12 protein-coding genes are annotated in these 17,078 nt (G+C 64.5%); all 12 read left to right on the top strand.

Going from position 1 to position 17,078, the window contains the following annotated elements; genetic code table 11:
* Window position 1: 1 nt before the first annotated feature.
* The 12 genes from tssE to FOZ70_RS21650 all read left to right on the top strand — a co-directional run bounded on the left by tssE (window position 2) and on the right by FOZ70_RS21650 (window position 16,952).
* Window positions 2–430, top strand: a complete 429-nt coding sequence (tssE, locus tag FOZ70_RS21705; RefSeq protein WP_219706684.1) for a type VI secretion system baseplate subunit TssE — start codon at window positions 2–4, stop codon at window positions 428–430.
* 34 nt (window positions 431–464) lie between these two features.
* On the top strand, window positions 465–2,231 hold the full coding sequence (gene tssF, locus FOZ70_RS21700) for a type VI secretion system baseplate subunit TssF (RefSeq protein ID WP_219706683.1): 1,767 nt from the start codon (window positions 465–467) through the stop codon (window positions 2,229–2,231).
* Window positions 2,195–3,217, top strand: coding sequence for a type VI secretion system baseplate subunit TssG (gene tssG, locus FOZ70_RS21695; protein WP_219706682.1), 1,023 nt, complete (start codon window positions 2,195–2,197; stop codon window positions 3,215–3,217). Before tssF ends, tssG begins: the two co-directional genes overlap by 37 nt.
* Window positions 3,214–4,560 carry a type VI secretion system-associated FHA domain protein TagH gene (gene tagH / locus FOZ70_RS21690; protein ID WP_219706681.1) on the top strand — a complete coding sequence of 449 codons (1,347 nt, stop codon included), beginning with the start codon at window positions 3,214–3,216 and terminating at the stop codon, window positions 4,558–4,560. Before tssG ends, tagH begins: the two co-directional genes overlap by 4 nt.
* Window positions 4,557–5,663, top strand: coding sequence for a type VI secretion system lipoprotein TssJ (gene tssJ / locus FOZ70_RS21685; protein ID WP_219706680.1), 1,107 nt, complete (start codon window positions 4,557–4,559; stop codon window positions 5,661–5,663). The genes tagH and tssJ overlap by 4 nt, the downstream gene beginning before the upstream one ends.
* Window positions 5,660–7,003: a type VI secretion system baseplate subunit TssK gene (tssK, locus tag FOZ70_RS21680; RefSeq protein ID WP_219706679.1), complete on the top strand. Its 1,344-nt coding sequence runs from the start codon at window positions 5,660–5,662 to the stop codon at window positions 7,001–7,003. The genes tssJ and tssK overlap by 4 nt, the downstream gene beginning before the upstream one ends.
* A 1-nt stretch (window position 7,004) precedes the next feature.
* Window positions 7,005–7,841 carry a type IVB secretion system protein IcmH/DotU gene (gene icmH, locus FOZ70_RS21675; RefSeq protein ID WP_176131533.1) on the top strand — a complete coding sequence of 279 codons (837 nt, stop codon included), beginning with the start codon at window positions 7,005–7,007 and terminating at the stop codon, window positions 7,839–7,841.
* 74 nt (window positions 7,842–7,915) lie between these two features.
* Complete coding sequence (gene tssI / locus FOZ70_RS21670; RefSeq protein ID WP_219706678.1) at window positions 7,916–10,933, top strand: type VI secretion system Vgr family protein; 3,018 nt, start codon at window positions 7,916–7,918, stop codon at window positions 10,931–10,933.
* A complete protein-coding gene (locus tag FOZ70_RS21665; protein WP_219706677.1) occupies window positions 10,930–11,232 on the top strand; it encodes a hypothetical protein in 303 nt (100 codons plus the stop codon). The genes tssI and FOZ70_RS21665 overlap by 4 nt, the downstream gene beginning before the upstream one ends.
* Window positions 11,229–11,660: a hypothetical protein gene (locus FOZ70_RS21660; protein ID WP_219706676.1), complete on the top strand. Its 432-nt coding sequence runs from the start codon at window positions 11,229–11,231 to the stop codon at window positions 11,658–11,660. Before FOZ70_RS21665 ends, FOZ70_RS21660 begins: the two co-directional genes overlap by 4 nt.
* An 82-nt stretch (window positions 11,661–11,742) precedes the next feature.
* A complete protein-coding gene (locus FOZ70_RS21655; protein WP_219706675.1) occupies window positions 11,743–16,485 on the top strand; it encodes an RHS repeat-associated core domain-containing protein in 4,743 nt (1,580 codons plus the stop codon).
* Between the two features lie 2 nt (window positions 16,486–16,487).
* On the top strand, window positions 16,488–16,952 hold the full coding sequence (locus tag FOZ70_RS21650; protein WP_219706674.1) for a hypothetical protein: 465 nt from the start codon (window positions 16,488–16,490) through the stop codon (window positions 16,950–16,952).
* The last annotated feature ends 126 nt before the right edge of the window (window positions 16,953–17,078 follow it).

Raw genomic sequence — 17,078 nt, 5'->3', positions numbered from 1 at the left:
CATGCCGAGAACGCTCGGACAGGGAAGTCTGTTCGAGCGGCTCGATCCCGAGCTCGCGCCGCGACGTTTGCGAACGAGCCAGGATCTGGCCGCCGAACGCATCCAGGCCATCAAGCGGCATCTCGAGTGGGTGCTCAATGCACGGCAGGGCTGCTCGTCCAGCAGTCCTGAATTGGGGCTGCCGGATTTCAACGACGTCGCGGTCGGCAGTGCCGACCTGCGGCACCGTTTGAGCGAGCACATCCAGGCCGTGGTCAACGAGTTCGAGCCGCGGGTCAAGTTGACCCGCGTGCAACCGCTCATGGATGCTGAGCGCCCGATGGATCTGCATTTCCGGTTGCACTGCCTGGTGCCGGTGCGCAACGCACACGAAAGCATCGAGCTCGACCTGGTACTTCAGCATCACAACAGGGCCGCGCGGTTCGCCTGACCCACCGCGCGGTCCGCAATGAAAAGTCATTGCCATGACATTACGCCGCAAGTTCCGAGAGGAGCTCGACTACTTACGTCGCTTCGGCGGCGAGTTTTCCCGTGACAATCCGCAACTTTCCCGTTTTCTGGGTGGGGAGAGCAGCGACCCAGATGTCGAGCGGCTGCTCGAGGGTTTCGGCTTTCTGACTGCCAAGCTGCGGCTCAAGATCGAAGACGATCTGCCCGAGCTGACTCACTCGATGCTGCAACTGCTGTGGCCGAACTACCTTCGGCCGCTACCGAGCTCGACCATCATCTGCTTTGAGCCGGTCGAGACCGCCATCACGCAGCGACAAACCGTGCCCAAGGGAACCCTCGTTTTATCGCGCCCGGTCGATGGCGTCCAGTGCCGCTTTCGCACCTGCGCGGACGTTCACCTGCTGCCACTCAAGATGACCCGGGTGAGCGATGCCCACTCGCGAGAAAAGTCGATCCTGACGGTCGAGCTGTCGTTCCTGACTGACAACCCGCCCAGCCTCATGGACTGCGACCGGCTCGATTTTCAGCTCAGCGGCGATGACACCACGGCGCAGACGCTCTATCTCTGGTTGGCCCAGTACCTCGACAAGGTCAGGGTGGACCTCGACGGCAATGCATTCTCGCTGCCCAGGCGACAGGTGGAGTTTCCTGGTTTCGAGCAGGACGAAGCCCTGCTGCCGTATCCGAAAAATGCCTTCGACGGCTACCGGATATTGCAGGAGTACTTTGTTTTTCCCCAGCGTTTCCATTGCTTCAGGTTGAGCGGCCTGGCGCCGTTCTGGCCGTCCGCCAGCCAGGAGACGGTGCGGATCGAATTCCACTTCAGCCGGCCGATGCCGCCGGGCATCCGCTTGCGCGATGGCGACCTTGCCCTGTACTGCACCCCGGCGGTCAATCTGTTCACCCACGACGCGGAACCGCTCAGGATCGACGGCAAGGTCGCGCAACAGCCGGTCTATCCCTCGGGGCAGCGGCCGCAAGGCTACGAAATCTTCAGCATCGACGAAGTCAAGGGGCTGCGCCGCCGCGCGGATGGACGACGTGGCGACGGGCTGCGTACCTTCCGTCCGTTCGAGACGATGGCGCACGAAGTCGAGCATGCCGAAGGTCGTACCGCGATCTACTATCGAACCCACATCGGCAACGCGCTTGATGGCAGCGGCCTCGACCATGCTGTCTCTTTCGTGCGCGCCGACGAGAGCGAGTATGTCGACCAGACCGAAACAGTTTCGCTGTCGCTCACCTGCACCAATCGCGACCTTCCGCTCACGCTGGACGTGGGCGATATCTGCGAAGGATCGGAGAGGGCGCCATCCTACAGCCGCTGCCGCAACATCACCCGTCCGACGCCATCCTATCGCCCGGTGCTGGACGGCGACCTCCAGTGGAGCCTGATCTCCAACCTGTCGCTGAACTATCTGTCGCTGCTCTCGGCCGAGCCACTCAAGGCGGTTCTGCGCGCCTACGACTTCGCCGCGCTGCATGACATCCAGCACGCGCGGGCCAGCAGCAAGCGCCTGGCAGGCATCGGCGAGGCCGAGACCAAGCCGATGGACTGGCTCATGAAGGGGCTGCCCATCCGTGGCTTGAAGACGGTGCTGCACCTGGATCAGGATGCCTTTCTTTGCGAAGGGGACCTCTATCTGTTCGGCAGCGTGCTGAGCCACTTCCTGGCGCTTTACGCCAGCATCAATTCCTTCCACGTGCTGGAAGTCATCAATACCAGTAACAACGAGCACTACCAATGGCCATTGCGGATCGGCAAGCAACCCCTGATCTAGCCGTCGCCGATGCGGTGCTCGCCAGCGCGAAGGCGTACGATTTCTTCCGCTTGCTGGAGCAGTTGCATGCGCTGCACGACGACGACCTGGAAGCGAGCGATCCGCTCGGGGATGCCCATTGGCGCATCCGCCTGAGCAGCTCGGCGGGACTGGCGTTTCCGGCGTCGGACATCAGCTTCGCCGCGCGTATGCCCGACAGCTCTGCCAGCGACTACCAGGTGCAGGTCAACTTCTTCGGGCTGCACGGTACGGACTCGCCGCTGCCGGGCTATTACCTGGACCGCCTGGCCTATGAGTACGGGCAGGGCATCGGCATTCGCCCGGCCTTCCTCGACTTCTTTCACCACCGCCTGCTCACCCTGCTGCATCGGGCATGGCGCAAGTATCGCTACCACATTCGCTTCCGCAGCGAAGCCAGCGATGGCTTCTCCCGCTATGTATTTGCCCTCGTTGGCCTGGGCGACGGCGACTTGCGCGGTGCGACGCCGTTGCCCTGGAGCCGCCTGCTCAGTTTCGCGGGCTCCATCATCAACCGCAGCCGCTCCGCGTCGATGGTCGCGGGCATCGTGGCCGATTGCTTCGGCCTGAAATCCGTTCAGGTGCGCGAATTCGAGATTCGTTACGTCGACATCCCGTCAGGGCAGCGCCTGTCGCTGGGCAAGCGCAATGGCGAGGTCGGCGACAGCTTCGTGATCGGCAAGCGGGTACGCATCTGCCACAACAAATTCACCGTCGTCATCTCCGATCTCGACCAGGAGCGCTTTCGCCACTTCCTGCCCAGCGGCGAGGACTTCGCACGGCTGCGCAAGCTCATGGAGTTCCTGCTGCGCGACCCGATGGCCTTCGATCTCGAGCTGCGGCTTCGCCCGGCGGAAGTCGAGTCCTTCAACCTGAGCCGGGAGCGCGGCTCGCATCTTGGCTGGACAACTTTCGTGAACGGTGACGACGCCACTCGAACCCCCGTGCGTATCAAGGTGCGACTATGAACACGCCGATTCTCTCCACAAGCCAGGCGTCGGCAGACACGCAGCGCCTCGAACTCCTCGTTGCCAATACCCACGCCTTGCGCGCCGGCAGTACTGCGCGGCACAGCTTCGGCCATGCCGGCGGCACCATCGGCAGCCGTGGCGCCGACTGGCTGCTCGATGACGGCCAAGGCCAGGTACAGGCGATTCACTGCGAGATCACCTGGATCGACAACAGCTACTGCGTGCGCGACCAGAGTGGCGCCACCCGCGTCAACGACGCCGAGACGCCGTTGCGGCGCGGCGCGGCCGCGCGTCTGCGTGACGGCGACATGCTGCATATCGGCGCCTATCAGGTCACCGTCCATCTGCAGACATCCGAAGCGCATCCGACCAGCGGCCAGCCGCTGCTGCAGCGTTCGGTCGGCGAGTTGCTCAACGAGCCGGGCGCTGGCCTGCAACCCGCGGCCGAGACCGACAGACCGCTGGATGCGAGGCCGCGCCAGCCCGATTTCAGGGCCTTCGATGATCTTGCAAGGGAGCGCCGGCCCGCAGAGGAACGCGATCCGCTGGCCGCCCTGGATGCCGAGCAACAGCGGCACGAGCCGGTGCTCGGCGTTGCCCCGCTGGACCCGACGAACTACGGCCTCAGTCCCAGCCAGACCCAGGCCAACCACGCCCGTACCCGATTCGAAGCCGTGTCCGGCTCACCGAAGTCCTTATCTGGAGAATCCACGATGTCGCAGTCCTACTCGCGTGCCGTCTCGACCGGCGACGCCAATGCCCTGATCCAGCCCCTGGTGGAAGGGCTGGGGGCCTCGGTCGGCGTGGTCGATCCGCAGATGGGACACGCGCTCTTGCAGGAGATTGGCAGGACGTTGAGCGCGGTCATTCACGGCATCACTGCCTTGCAGCATACCCGGGACGGCAAGCAGCGCAATCTGGCGCCGCTGGCCCGCACGCTCCAGCCCATCGAGGACAACCCCTTGCGCCTGGGGCTGGGCTACCCGGAGACCGTGCGCGCGTTGTTCTCCAGCGAGCGCAGCGTCGTGCACCTGTCGCCGTCCGCCGCCGTGGAGGAAAGCCTCGCCCAGGTTCAACGGCATCAGACCGCGCTGATCGAGGCCATCGAGGCCAGCCTCCAGGCCCTGTTGCGCGCCTTCTCGCCGGAGCAACTGCAGCAGCGCTTCCGGCGTTATCGGCCAGCCCAGGTCCAGCACGCCGAGGCAGCGGACTGGAACTGGCAGATGTACACCCACTACTACAACGAGCTGGCGTCCTCCCGCCAGCAAGGTTTCGAGAAACTGTTCTGGGAAGTCTTCGAGCAGGCCTACGACCGAGCCCTGCGTCAGGAGCCGCAATGAGGCGGCTCGTCTGCGCGCTGATGCCACTGCTGCTGCTCACGGGCTGTAGCACCATCGGCAATGTTTTCAAGAAGACGGGGCAGGTTCTGATGGACCCGTCCGTCCAGGTGGGTGTGGACGATGACCAGCCGACCCAGATCGGCCTGAGCCTGTATGCCGACCACGACGTCAATCCCAATGGGCAGCATCAGGTCCCCGGGTTCAACGTTGCCGACGAGCAGGACGCGGAAGACGGCCCCTATGCCGTGCGCTTCGTCAGCGCCAACAAGCCGGAGCTTCTCGAAAACCTGCAACTGCTGCTCGAGCAGCTGCGCACCGGCGCCGATGCTTCCGCCTTTGTCGCGAGGCCTGCGGCCGGCGTCGGCGCTTCATCCGCGCGCCAGAAAGCGGGGCAGTCGAGCGAGCAGGTGCTCGTGCCTCCGCTACCGAGTGTGCCTCCGTTACCGAACACGGGGGCGGTCGGCCAGCAGGGCCTGGAGCTGGGTCAGTACGACGCCAATGGCCGCCGTCATAGCTTTGCGCCGTCGACCGCCCGGTCGAGACCGGCCAAGGCACCTGGAACCCCGATCGCCTTCAAGATCGTGCAGCTCAAGGACGACTCCATGCTGCTCAATGCCGACCCGGATCAACTGCGCAAGGACTTGAAGAAGACCCTGGGCAGCACCTACCTGGCGGCCGACGACTACCTGTTGTTGCCTGGACAGTTCAAGGTGGTGCCTTTCGTCGAGATCCGCGACGGCACGCGCTTCGTCGCCGTCATTGCGGACTTCCACGACGCGAACGCGGTGGCCTGGAAGCAGGTAATGCCGATCGAGCCCAAGGGCCGTAAGTATTCCTTGCTGGTCAAGTTGAGCGAAACGAGCGTGAGCCTGACGCGCGAGGGGCGGCCCGTACCACCTGCCGCATTACCTGTTGCGCTACCCGCCACCCCTGCATCAGCCGCTTGCCCCGTGCCGTCAGCACCGATCAAAAAAACAACCAAGCAGCTGGCGTCGAAGCTGCCGGCGGCGACGGCTGTCCCGCCGCTGCCGGCGGGGCCGTTGCCATCGGCTCCGAACCTGCGGGCCGCTTCCAACCCATCTCGAATCCAGGTAACGCCATGACTTCACGCAACGCCGTTCTCTGGGGCGAAGGACTGTTCGTCCAGCCCCAGCACTTCCAGCAGCAGGCCCGAGCCGCCGAGTACCACGCCAACCAGCGACTGGACAGCGTCAGGGACCATCTCTACGGTTTCAGCGAACTGGAGCTCAATCACGAGTACCTGGCCTTCGGCAAGGTGGCCATCGTGCGGGCGCGCGGCGTGATGCCCGACGGCACCGTCATCGACATTCCCGGCGAGCAGCCCGCGCCGGAACCCCTGGCCATCACCGACGCCAGCGTGGCCAATCAGACGGTCTACCTCACGCTGCCGCTCAAGCAGGACAGCGGCCTCGAAGTCCGCTGGCCGGACACCTATGCGAACGCGCGCTACGTGTCGCGCACGGAGGCCGTGCGCGACACGCACAGCCTCGAAGGCGACCACCAGCCGGTGGACCTCGTGGTTCCCAACCTTCAGTTCGCTCTGGAGCAGCAGGACCGCAGCGCCTTCACCGGCATCGCCATGTGCCGCATTCTCGACCGCCGCCCGGACGGCAGCCTGGTGCTGGACGACAACGGGTTCTATCCCACCAGCTTGTCCGTGAACGCCATCGCGCCGCTGCATCGCTTCGTCGGCGAAGTGGCCGGGCTGATGCGCGAGCGGGCCAAGAGCATCGCCCAGCGCATCGGCTCTGCCGGACAGTCGGGCGTGGCCGACATCACCGACTTCAACCTGCTGCAGGTCATCAACCGCCTGCAGCCCTGGTTCGGCTACCTGTCGCGCAAGCGGCATGTGCATCCAGAGGATCTCTACGTGGCGTTCATCCAGGCCTGCGGCGAACTGGTCACCTTCACCGACGAGGGGCGTCTGCCGCAGGAGTACCCGGCCTATCAGCACGACGATCCGCGCGTGTCCTTCCGCATGCTCATGGATACCTTGCGGCGGACCCTGAGCACCGTGCTCCAGCCCCGCGCGGTGTCGCTGCCGATCGTTGAGCAACGCTACGGCACGCTGACCGCCGAGGTGCACGATCGCACGCTGATCGAAAGCGCGGAATTCGTGCTCGCCGTGCGCGCCCGGATGTCCGGGGACGACCTGCGCCAGTTGTTCGTCCAGCAAGCCAAGGTCACCTCGATGGAGCGCCTCGGTGAACTGGTCAGCCTGCAGTTGCCGGGCATTCCGCTCAAGCAATTGCACGTGGCGCCGCGCTATCTGCCGTATCACGCCGGTTTCATCTACTTCGAACTCGATCGCACGCATCCGGCGTGGCAGGTCATGACGCAACAGACATCCGGCTTCGGCTTCCACGTCGCCGGCGACTTCCCGGAACTGGAGATGCAGTTCTGGGCCATCCGGAGCCATTGACATGACCACGACTATTTCCATCGACGACCCGCGCACGCTGCGCTCGCGACCGGCTCTCGGCCATGCCGCCGCGGACGAACTCAGCCAGACCGTCGGCTATCAGCGAATCGAACAGCTCAACGGCGACCCGGACCTGAGTTTCCAGCTGCGCGGCCATGGCTGGAATCCTCTGGTGGACGGTGCGCAGCCGCTGCTGGGCCTGGTGATTCGCCTGCGCAGGCTGGAGCGCTGCGACGACATCGGGAAGCTCTATCAAACCGTGCGCGACCAGATCAGCGCGCTGGACGAGGAAATCCGCCAGCACAGCTACGACAGCGCCACTCAGCTGGCTTTCCGCTATGCGTTGTGCACCTTCATCGACGAGGCCGTGATGGCTACCCCCTGGGGCGGCACTGACTCGATATGGGCCAAGCGCTCGCTGCTCAGCCACTTCCACAACGAAACCTGGGGCGGCGAGAAATTCTTCACCGTGCTCACCCGCATGCTCGTGGAGCCCGCCAAGTACCGCGACGTGCTGGAGTTCAAGTACCTCTGCCTGTGCCTGGGCTTCACCGGCAAGTACGGGGTGCGAAACAACCGCGATGAATCGCTCAACCACATCATCGACCGGCTGCACCACGTGTTGCGCGGCTTGCGTGGCGACGTCCCGGAAAAGCTCACCGATGGCGTTCGCAATATCGCCACACGCCGTTACCGGCTCGGCGGGCAACTGCCGTGGTGGACACCCTGGGCCTGCGCGCTGGTGCTGCTTACCGGCGCGTACACCTACTTCAGCGTTCAGCTGGACAGCAGCACCGGGCAGGTGCTGCGCGCACTCGACGCCACTCTCAAGCGCTAATTCAGGACCTCGCGGCAATCCACACCGGGCAATTTTTACTGATTGAGGAACACACCATGCCTCGACAATCCGATATGCGCTTCACCTTCAAGGCGGGGGGCCTCGAGTTCGATGTGGTTTCGTTCGAGCTGGAAGAGGGACTGAGCCAGCCGTTCACGCTGTCGGTCGATCTGGCCAGCACCGATCCGTCGATCGATTTCGGGGCGGTGCTCGACCAGCCCGCGCAGCTCACCATCTGGCGCGCCGATCAGCCGGTGCGCTACGTCCATGGCCTGGTCAGCGATTTCGAGCAAGGAGACACCGGCTTTCGCCGCACTCGTTACCGCGCCGTGGTCGAACCCAAGCTCGCGCGTACGGGGTTGTGCGCCGACTGGCGCATCTTCCAACGGCAGAGCGTGCCGGATATCCTGTCGGCGGTGCTCAAGGAGCACGAGATCACCGACTACGAACAGTTGGTGACCGACGTGCATCTGCCGCGCGAGTACTGCGTACAAGCGGGCGACAGCGACCTGCATTTCCTCGCCCGGCTCGCCGCGGAAGAGGGCTTCTACTACGCCTTTGCCTTCGCCGATGCCAGCCACCGCCTGGTTCATGGCGACAATCTCTACATCTTCGGCGCCATCGAGGGCGGCCCGGTTGAATACAACGCCACGCCGGGCGGCGACCAGCCCACGCCGGCGCTGCGCCGCTTGCGCTACAGCGAGCGCGTGCGCACCGCGCGGCAGACCCAGCGCGACTACACCTTCAAGCACCCGACCTATAACCAGGAGCATCAGCACGACGGCGCGCAGCTCGACCACCAGGGGCAGGACTACGAGGTCTACCAATTCCCCGGCCGTTACAAGGAAGACGCGGCTGGGCAGCCCTTCACCCGGACCCGTCTGCGCGGGCTGCGCGGCGATGCGCGTACCGCCGAAGTGGAAGGCGACGACGCGCGTCTCGTGCCCGGCCTGGCCTTCGACCTCACTGGCCATCCGCGCGCCGACCTCAACCGTGGCTGGCGGCCCCTGCGCATCAGGCACCGCGGCGTGCAACATACCAGCCAGGCGGAGGAAAGCGCCGACGCAGAACTGGGCACCCACTACAGCTACACCGCCGAGCTGATTCCCGATGATGTGGAATGGCGTCCCGCACCCATGGCCAAGCCGCGTATCGATGGCCCGCAGGTCGCCATCGTCGTCGGGCCGCCGGGCGAGGAAATCCACTGCGACGAGTGGGGCCGGGTCAAGGTTCAGTTCACCTGGGACCGGCAGGGCAAGTCCGATGAGCACAGTTCCTGCTGGGTCCGCGTCTCGCAGAACTGGGCCGGCGCCACCTGGGGGCACATGGCCATCCCGCGCATCGGCCAGGAAGTCCTGGTGGGCAATATCGACGGCGATTGCGACCAGCCTCTGATCATCGGCAGAACCTACATGGCGCTGCAGCGCCCGCCCTACGAGCTGCCCAGGCACAACATCCTCAGCACCATCAAGAGCAAGGAGCACAAGGCCGGGCGCAACAACGAACTGCTGTTCGACGACACCAACGGCGAGATCAGCACCACGCTGCGCAGCGACCAGGGCGCCAGTGCGCTCAACCTGGGCTACCTCGTCCACCCGCGCCCGGGCGGCGGCAAGGCGCGCGGCAAGGGCTTCGAGCTGCGCACCGACGAGCACGGCGCGGTGCGCGCCGGCTCCGGCCTGCTGCTGACCACCGAGCCGCGTCCGCACGCCAGCGAGCACCACAAGGACCTCAAGGAAACCGCCGCCCGTCTGCACGTGGCTGGTGAGCAGCAGGAGGGCTTCGGCACCCAGGCTCGCGAAGTACAGGCGCAGGAAGCGGGTGACCAGGATGCGGTCGCCAAGGCGCTGCAAAAGCAGCACCAGGGCATTGCCGGCAACGGCCCCGGCGACCCGGCCAGCAACAACTTCCCCGAGTTCGCGCAGCCGTATGTGGTCGTCGCCAGCCCGGTCGGCATCGCCACCAGCACGCCGGGCTCGACCCATATCGCCAGCGGCGAGCACATTGCGCTCAGCAGTACGGAACATACCAGCCTGACCAGCGGCAAACGCCTGCTCGCCAGCGCCAGCCGTGGCATGCGCCTGTTCGTGCAGAGCCTCGGCTATCGCCTGATTGCGGCGGCGGGAGACATCGACATCCGCGCGCTGAAGGACAGCATCAACCTGCTGGCCAAGCTCAACATCACCCACACCGCCGAGCGCATCACGCTGAACGCCAAGACCGAGCTGGTCATCAACGGCGGCGGCAGCGCCACGGTGTACAACGCGGGCGGCATCACCCACCAGACCAGCGGACGCTACACCGGTCATGCGGCCAAGTTCAGCTACACCGGTCCGAGAAACCGCGCGGCCAGTTTCCCGGAGCCGCCCAGACCCAGTCAGGGCAATCTCGAGCTCTTCAATCGTTACGCCAACCAGCGTGGCCTGGCGAACGGCGGTTTCGAGGTCGAGGACGCGCTCGGCAAAGTCTTCAAGGGCACGCTCGATTCAGCGGGGCGCAACGTCGTCTCCGGCGTAGCACCAGGGCCGGCAAAGATTCGTTTTGGGCTGGACCCGGCTAACCCTTGGGAGGAAGCCAGCTATGTCGGCGTGCCCAAGTGGCCTGCGAATCCGCCGAGTGGCAGCGCCAGCCAGGTCCAGTCCCTTGTCGCTGGCGCCATGCCGTCGCAGGCCATGGGCGCCGCGCCGGTGCCAGCCATGGCGAAGTCCCTGAGCGCTGGCGCCACGCCGGTGCCGGCATCGGGCCCCGGCCGCTGGGTCACCACGGACAACGACTACCACGGCATTAAAAACACCGGGGTCATGTTCATCAATCGCCTGACCTCCATGGGCGACGAAGGGCGCCTGTTCGGCTCCGACGGCAAGGACTACATGAACACCACGCGCGACAAGATCCAGCAGTGGAAGCCGCTCCCTGCGGATGCCGACCCGTGGCTCAAGGACAACTCTGCTGTCCATGTCTACGGCGAGACCCGGAAGATCAAGCAACGCTATCTCGAAGGAGACGATGCCTGGGCCATCGGCGGTAAGTCGTGGCATTGGCAACCCGGTGTCGCCGACGAAGTGCATGAAATCAAGGGAGTCAAACCATGAAGGAAGCACGCCTGCAGCTCGAAAACATCCGCGCCAACGGCGCGGCGGTCAGCCATGGAAGTTACGAGGTCGAAGATTCCCGGGGGCGAATCTTCAGCGGCACGCTGGACGAAGCAGGCCGTGCCCTTGTCGTTGGCCTGGCTCCCGGCCCCGCGCGCGTACGGTTTGGTGCCGACCCAGCCGACCCTTGGGACAAGCGCAGCTATATCGGCACGCCGGCGTGGCCACCCACGCCGGTTCAGCGGAAATCGGTCAATCCGGAGTCCGAATCAGGTCCACGATGGGAGGTGCCGTCGTGACGCGCCCCCTCTACCTGTTCTGGGGCGGGCTGGATCTGCTCTATCTGGTCCGCTACTGCTGGCTCAACCTCGCCGCCGGGCGCATTCCGCTGTACGACGACATTCAGGCATTCGGGCAATTGCACGAGCCGGGCGGCTACGCGGCTGTCTGGTTCGGCCTGTCCCTGCTGCTCACCGTGTCCATCGCCGTGTCGGCCTGCCTGTTTCTGCGGGGCAGCCGCTACGCGCGGCCGCTGGCCTATGCCCAGGTGCCGCTGCGCCTGCTCTTGGCAGTGCCATCTCTGTCATTCATCCCATGGCTATTGCACGTGGGCGAGGGGCCGAGCCTGTCGCTCAACCTCGGGCTGCTGCTGCTATCCGAGCTACTGAAGGTCATCACCCTGCGTCGGCACGGGCGCGCTAAAGGGCCTGCCGCCCCCGCTGCGTAGCGCTGCGCCCAATACCGCCCCATTCATCACCCAGCACGGCCGTGGTCATGCCGTGCAAGCCAACCTACACCACGAGTAACGTATGGCAACCCCGAACCCGCAGGAACAGCAACGCGCCCCCCAGGTAGCGGTCGCGCCGCTGAACACCATCGATGCGCGCGACGTCAACCGCGGCGCCCAGGAGTTCGACCAATGGCTGCGCAAGGTCAGCGATGGCGTGGTCACCCTCGATCGTATCCGCACCGTGGCGGGGTCGCTGCCGGTGGTCGGCAACATCATCGCCCTGGTCGACAGCCTGGGCGACATCGTCACCCTGTCGCAGGCCAAGGAGCGCCGACTGCTCGACTGGGTCAGCCTGGGCATCAACCTCATCGGCGTGCTGCCGGCGCCGCCGACCATGGCGGCGGCGCGCATGAGCCTGCGCCCGACTCTGTTCCTGGTGCGCCAGGAACTGAAGCTGACCGGCAAGTCGTTGCTCGGCGATGCTCTCATCAACGTGCTGGTGGCCCACCTCAACGCCAGCATCGTGGGCGAGATCGACACGTTTGCCAAGGAGGCGCAGGGCAAGCTCAACGGCATCCTTAAGGATGCGGGCGATTGGGGCGGCAAGGCGATTGTCGACATCGCGGGCGGTCTCGAAGCGCTCGCCACGGGCAAGCTCAACGCATCCGGCGACGCCAAGGCAGCGGCCGAGCAAATGCGTGCCGCTGGCGATCAGTTGCTGCATGACCCCAAGGCCAGCATCAGCAACTTCCTCGGCGCCGTGTGGGGCGTCTATAAAGCCGCTGGCAAAGCCGCCGCCAACGTGGCCGCCAAGGCCCTGCTCGACGAGCGCCAACGCGAACTGGTGCTTCGCAACACCCAGGCGTTACGCAACTTCGCGCCGGAGCTCAAGAGCCAGGTCGCCCGCCTGGGCGACGAGAAAGTGGCCAACAGCATTGGCTATCTGCTCGCCTCCCTGGTCACCGCCTTGGCGCGCTGGCGTGCGCGCGGTGCCGCCGGCCAGAGCGCCAACGTCAAGCCCAAGACCACGAGCAAGGGGGAGAGACAGGGCTCGGAAGGCATGATGGAGGCCCAAACCAGGCAGCACCCCACTACGAAGGACCCCAATCCGCTCAAGGAAGGCTGTACGTGCGCCAAGACCGAGCGCAGCATCAGCTTCGCCATGGGCAGCGAGACGCTCAGCCATACCGACTTCTCGCTTCCCGGGCCTTTCCCCATCGACTGGACGCGTACCTACCGCTCCAGCCTGGGGGCCTACGATGCGGGAGATCTTGGTGCGCGCTGGATCACCCCGTACACCACGCGCTTCGATGTGGTTGGCGAGGGGCTGCGCTACCACGGCGCCGATGGCCGCAGCCACGACTACCCGCTGCCCAAGGTGGGCGAAGCGCACGATGACCGTATCGAAGACCTCACGCTGATCCGGACCGGCGAAAACAGCCTGGCGCTGTGCCGTGGCTTCGAGCGCCGCGAGACCTACCAGCGCCACGGCGATCGCTTCCTGCTCACGCGGATAGAGCTGCGCGGCGGCGCCGGCCTGCTGCTGGGCTACGACCACCGGGTGGGCGAGCGCGTGGTGCTGTCCGACCTTGTGACCTACCAGGACGACCTCAGCCAGCCGCACACCCATCTCGGCACTGACGTGGACACCCAAGGCCGCATCATCGGCCTGTGGCTGATGGGAAAGGACGCGCCCCAACGCCGGCTGAGCCTGTACCGCTACGACGAGGCGGGCGACCTCACCATCGCCCAGGATGAGAACGCGCAAGTCTGGACCTACGCCTACCAGCACCACCTGATCACCCGCTACACCGACCGCACCGGCCGGGGCATGAACCTCGAATGGCAGGGCGAAGGCCCCGATGCCCGCGCCGTGCACGAGTGGGCCGACGACGGCAGCTTCGACACCCGGCTGGAATGGGACGAGAACATCCGCCTCACCTACGTCACCGACGCGCACGGGCAGGAAACCTGGTACTACTGCGACATCCTTGGCTATACCTACCGCATCATCCATCCGGACAAGCGCTCCGAATGGTTCTTCCGCGACGATGCCAAGAATGTCATCCGCCATGTCCACCCCGATGGCAGCGAAGACCGCTATGCCTACGACGAGGTCGGCAACCTGCTCGAACACATCCGGGCCGATGGCACGGTAGTGCACTACGCGTGGGATACGAAGAACCAGCTCATCAAGATCAGCGACGCCGAGGGAGGCCTCTGGCTGCGCGACTACGACACGCGCGGCCGGCTCACGGAGGCCATCGACCCGCTGGGCAACAAGACCGAGTACGCCTACAACCTGATGGGCCTGCCCATCGGCATTACCGATGCCAGCGGCAAGACCAAGCAGCTCGAGTACAACGCCAACGGCCAGCTCACACGCTACGTGGATTGCTCTGCCAAGGCCAGTGCCTGGGCCTACGACGAGCGCGGCCAGATGGTCCAGTTCACCGACGCGGCAGGCAACGTCACCCGCTACCGCTACGACGCGGGCCAGCTCGCCGCCATTCGCCACGCCGACAACAGTGAAGAACACTTCGAGCGCGATGCCGAAGGCCGCCTGCTGACCCACGTCGACGCACTGGGGCGGCGCACCGAATGGAACTACACCGAGGCCGGGCTGCTCGCCAGCCGCGTAGACGCCGCCGGTCAAAGCCTGCGCTACCAGTGGGACAAGCTCGGCCAGCTCACGGCACTGCGCAACGAGAACGGCCGCGACGCGGAGTTCCACTATGACCCGGTGGGCCGCCTGCTCGCCGAAACCGGCTTCGATGGCGCCACCACTCGATACGAGTACGAGGAAGAAACCGGCAAGCTGGCGCGCGCCGTGGACGGCCAGCGCATCACGGCCTATACCTTTGATCCGATGGGGCGTTTGGCAGAACGCTGCGCGGCGCTGCAAACCGGCGATGCCGAACCGGGCGAGCGGGACTGGCAGGTGGAAACCTTCGCCTACGACGGCAACGGCAACCTCGCGTTGGCGACCAACGCCCACAGCCGCCTGCAATGGTTCCACGACGCGGCCGGCAACCTGGTACGCGAGCACCAGCACTACACCCGCCTCGGCAAGCCGCTGGTCGGCGTGTGGCAGCACGAGTACGACGCGCTCAACCAGCGCATCGCCACCGTGCGCCCGGATGGCCACCGCGTAAGCTGGCTCACCTACGGCAGCGGCCACCTGCTGGCCCTGCAACTTGACGATCGCGAAATGGTCAGCTACGAGCGCGACGACCTGCACCGCGAAATCGTCCGCACCCAGGGCAACCGCCTGCTACAGACGCAGCAGTGGGACACCATGGGTAGGCTGAGCGAGCAGGTGCTGGCCCACGAGGCCAAGGGCCCGCACGGGCAGACCGGTGGCGGCAGCCGCATGTTGGTACGCCGCTACCGCTACGACGCCAGCGGCCAGCTCACCGACATCAACGACACGCGGCGCGGCCAGCTGGCCTATCGCTACGACCCGGTGGGCCGGCTGCTCGAAGCACAGAGCCGCCTGGGGCATGAAACCTTCGCGTTCGACCCCGCGAGCAACCTGATCGACCCAGAGGAGCAGCGCGAGGCGGAGCGCCAGCGCATGCCGCGCATCAAGGCGCTGGACAACCTGCTCAAGCAATACGCCGGCACCCACTACCAGTACGACGCGCGGGGCAACCTGACCCAACGCTGGCATAACGGTAAGGCAAGTCGTTTCACCTGGGACCTGTTCGACCGGCTCACGCACTACGAAGACGAGCGGCTGCAGGCGGACTACAGCTACGACGCCCTCGGCCGGCGCCTGACGAAGTACAGCAAGGCCCACTACGAGGAAAGAAGAGAGGCCGGGCCGCACTGGAACCGCGCCGAGCGGGTCAGGCGCAACCGCGAACTGCAATGCGGCTTCACGCTATACGGCTGGGACGGCGACACCCTCGCGTGGGAAAGCAAGATCGCCGACGAGGATGGCTTCGGTGCGCGCACCACACACTACGTGTACGAGCCGGGCAATTTCGTGCCGGTGGCGCAGGCGGTGCGCGACGACGCCATCGAACTGCTCGACCAGCCCGAGTACGGCGACTACTACCGGCAGGACGAAGACGCGCTGTGGGGCCCTCCACCGCCTGCGCCGCCGATCGATGGTCTGGCGTGGTATCAATGCGATCACCTTGGCACGCCGCAGGAACTGACGGACGAGCAGAGTGAGATTGCGTGGGCCGCCGAGTATCGTGCTTGGGGTGTCGCGCAGGAGGTGATTCGGAAAGCGTCGGGCAAGGCTTCCGTCGCCAACCCCATCCGCTTCCAGGGGCAGTACCATGATCACGAAACGGGGCTGCACTACAACCGGTATCGGTACTATGATCCGCAATCAGGACGCTTCGTGTCGAAGGACCCGATCGGTTTGGCGGGAGGGTTGAACGCGTTCCAGTACGCGCCGAATCCGGCCGGGTGGATTGATCCGCTGGGCTTGGCTAAGACAACATGCGACTTATATGCATTTGGTAATGCCAGTGGTCCGCGCGAACCTAGAATCCAGGGCGTTAACACCAAACCGGGACAAAATGCAGACTTGATTGCCGACGCAGCTGGAATGGTGGGGCCGACTACTGAAGGAGGAGCGTCGACATTTGGTGATGTCAATAAGGCACCTATCAGTGGCACCTATCACAAGCTTCCAGCTGGATCGGAACTCCCAGACGGGATAGAGGTCGTTGCGGATGGCAAGGACGTTGGCGGGTCGCATGCCGCAACTCATCATACAGTTTGTCCGTCTAAGCGAATGTCGGGACAGACATTTGTCGAGAAATTCAAAAATCTGCCTTGGATTAAGGCTGGGAAGAAGTAACCATGAAAGATAAAGAAAATGGCTCGTGGAAAGATCTTAAAGAGGCTTTTCGGATCTACGTGAAATTGAGAGATGGGTTTGTAAAAAAACCATCCGCTGTTTCTTTTGTTCAGAGAGCCTTTTCCGTGCCTGAGGAAAGGGCTATGGCTATCGATTTGGTGTTGAGCTATCCTGAGTCCGAGAGGGTCGTTTTTTTTAGACAGTTGATCTCAATGTCAAGCTATGTAAATGGTTTCACGGAAGAGTGCAGAAATTTGATATTGGAGTTACCGCGTGATTGGGTGATGAAAAATATCGAGGCAGAAGTTGATGGGGTGCTGGTTAATGGGGGTTATGAAGAGTATCGATGTTTGCTAGAGTTGTGTTGTGAGCTGGATAGAGGGTTGATGATTAAATTTGCGAAACGTGCTCTGGATAGTTCTGACGAAGACATCAAGGATGTGGGTGCAGATTTTCTGTCCCGATAATCTGACCGAGGTCGAGCAGTTCAGATGGGCAGCGATATCGCTTCAATGCGGCGTGACAACTGTCGCGCATCGAGAATAGCCGCGCGGGCGGAATCTACTTTCCGGTCGAGTGGCTGATCGAGGCCG

The organism is Burkholderia sp. COPS (assembly GCF_019425585.1).
In the GTDB taxonomy this organism is placed as follows: domain Bacteria; phylum Pseudomonadota; class Gammaproteobacteria; order Burkholderiales; family Burkholderiaceae; genus Burkholderia; species Burkholderia cepacia.
Note: the sequence above shows the minus strand (reverse complement) of the source record. Positions and strands in the feature narration are given on the sequence as shown.

What these genes read in the sequence shown, in the direction of transcription:
- tagH (WP_219706681.1), top strand. Translation starts at nt 3,214, where the DNA reads ATGAACACGCCGATTCTCTCCACAAGCCAGGCGTCGGCAGACACGCAG.
- tssG (WP_219706682.1), top strand. Translation starts at nt 2,195, where the DNA reads ATGGCCATTGCGGATCGGCAAGCAACCCCTGATCTAGCCGTCGCCGAT.
- icmH (WP_176131533.1), top strand. Translation starts at nt 7,005, where the DNA reads ATGACCACGACTATTTCCATCGACGACCCGCGCACGCTGCGCTCGCGA.
- FOZ70_RS21655 (WP_219706675.1), top strand. Translation starts at nt 11,743, where the DNA reads ATGGCAACCCCGAACCCGCAGGAACAGCAACGCGCCCCCCAGGTAGCG.
- FOZ70_RS21665 (WP_219706677.1), top strand. Translation starts at nt 10,930, where the DNA reads ATGAAGGAAGCACGCCTGCAGCTCGAAAACATCCGCGCCAACGGCGCG.
- tssE (WP_219706684.1), top strand. Translation starts at nt 2, where the DNA reads ATGCCGAGAACGCTCGGACAGGGAAGTCTGTTCGAGCGGCTCGATCCC.
- FOZ70_RS21650 (WP_219706674.1), top strand. Translation starts at nt 16,488, where the DNA reads ATGAAAGATAAAGAAAATGGCTCGTGGAAAGATCTTAAAGAGGCTTTT.
- tssF (WP_219706683.1), top strand. Translation starts at nt 465, where the DNA reads ATGACATTACGCCGCAAGTTCCGAGAGGAGCTCGACTACTTACGTCGC.
- tssK (WP_219706679.1), top strand. Translation starts at nt 5,660, where the DNA reads ATGACTTCACGCAACGCCGTTCTCTGGGGCGAAGGACTGTTCGTCCAG.
- tssI (WP_219706678.1), top strand. Translation starts at nt 7,916, where the DNA reads ATGCGCTTCACCTTCAAGGCGGGGGGCCTCGAGTTCGATGTGGTTTCG.
- tssJ (WP_219706680.1), top strand. Translation starts at nt 4,557, where the DNA reads ATGAGGCGGCTCGTCTGCGCGCTGATGCCACTGCTGCTGCTCACGGGC.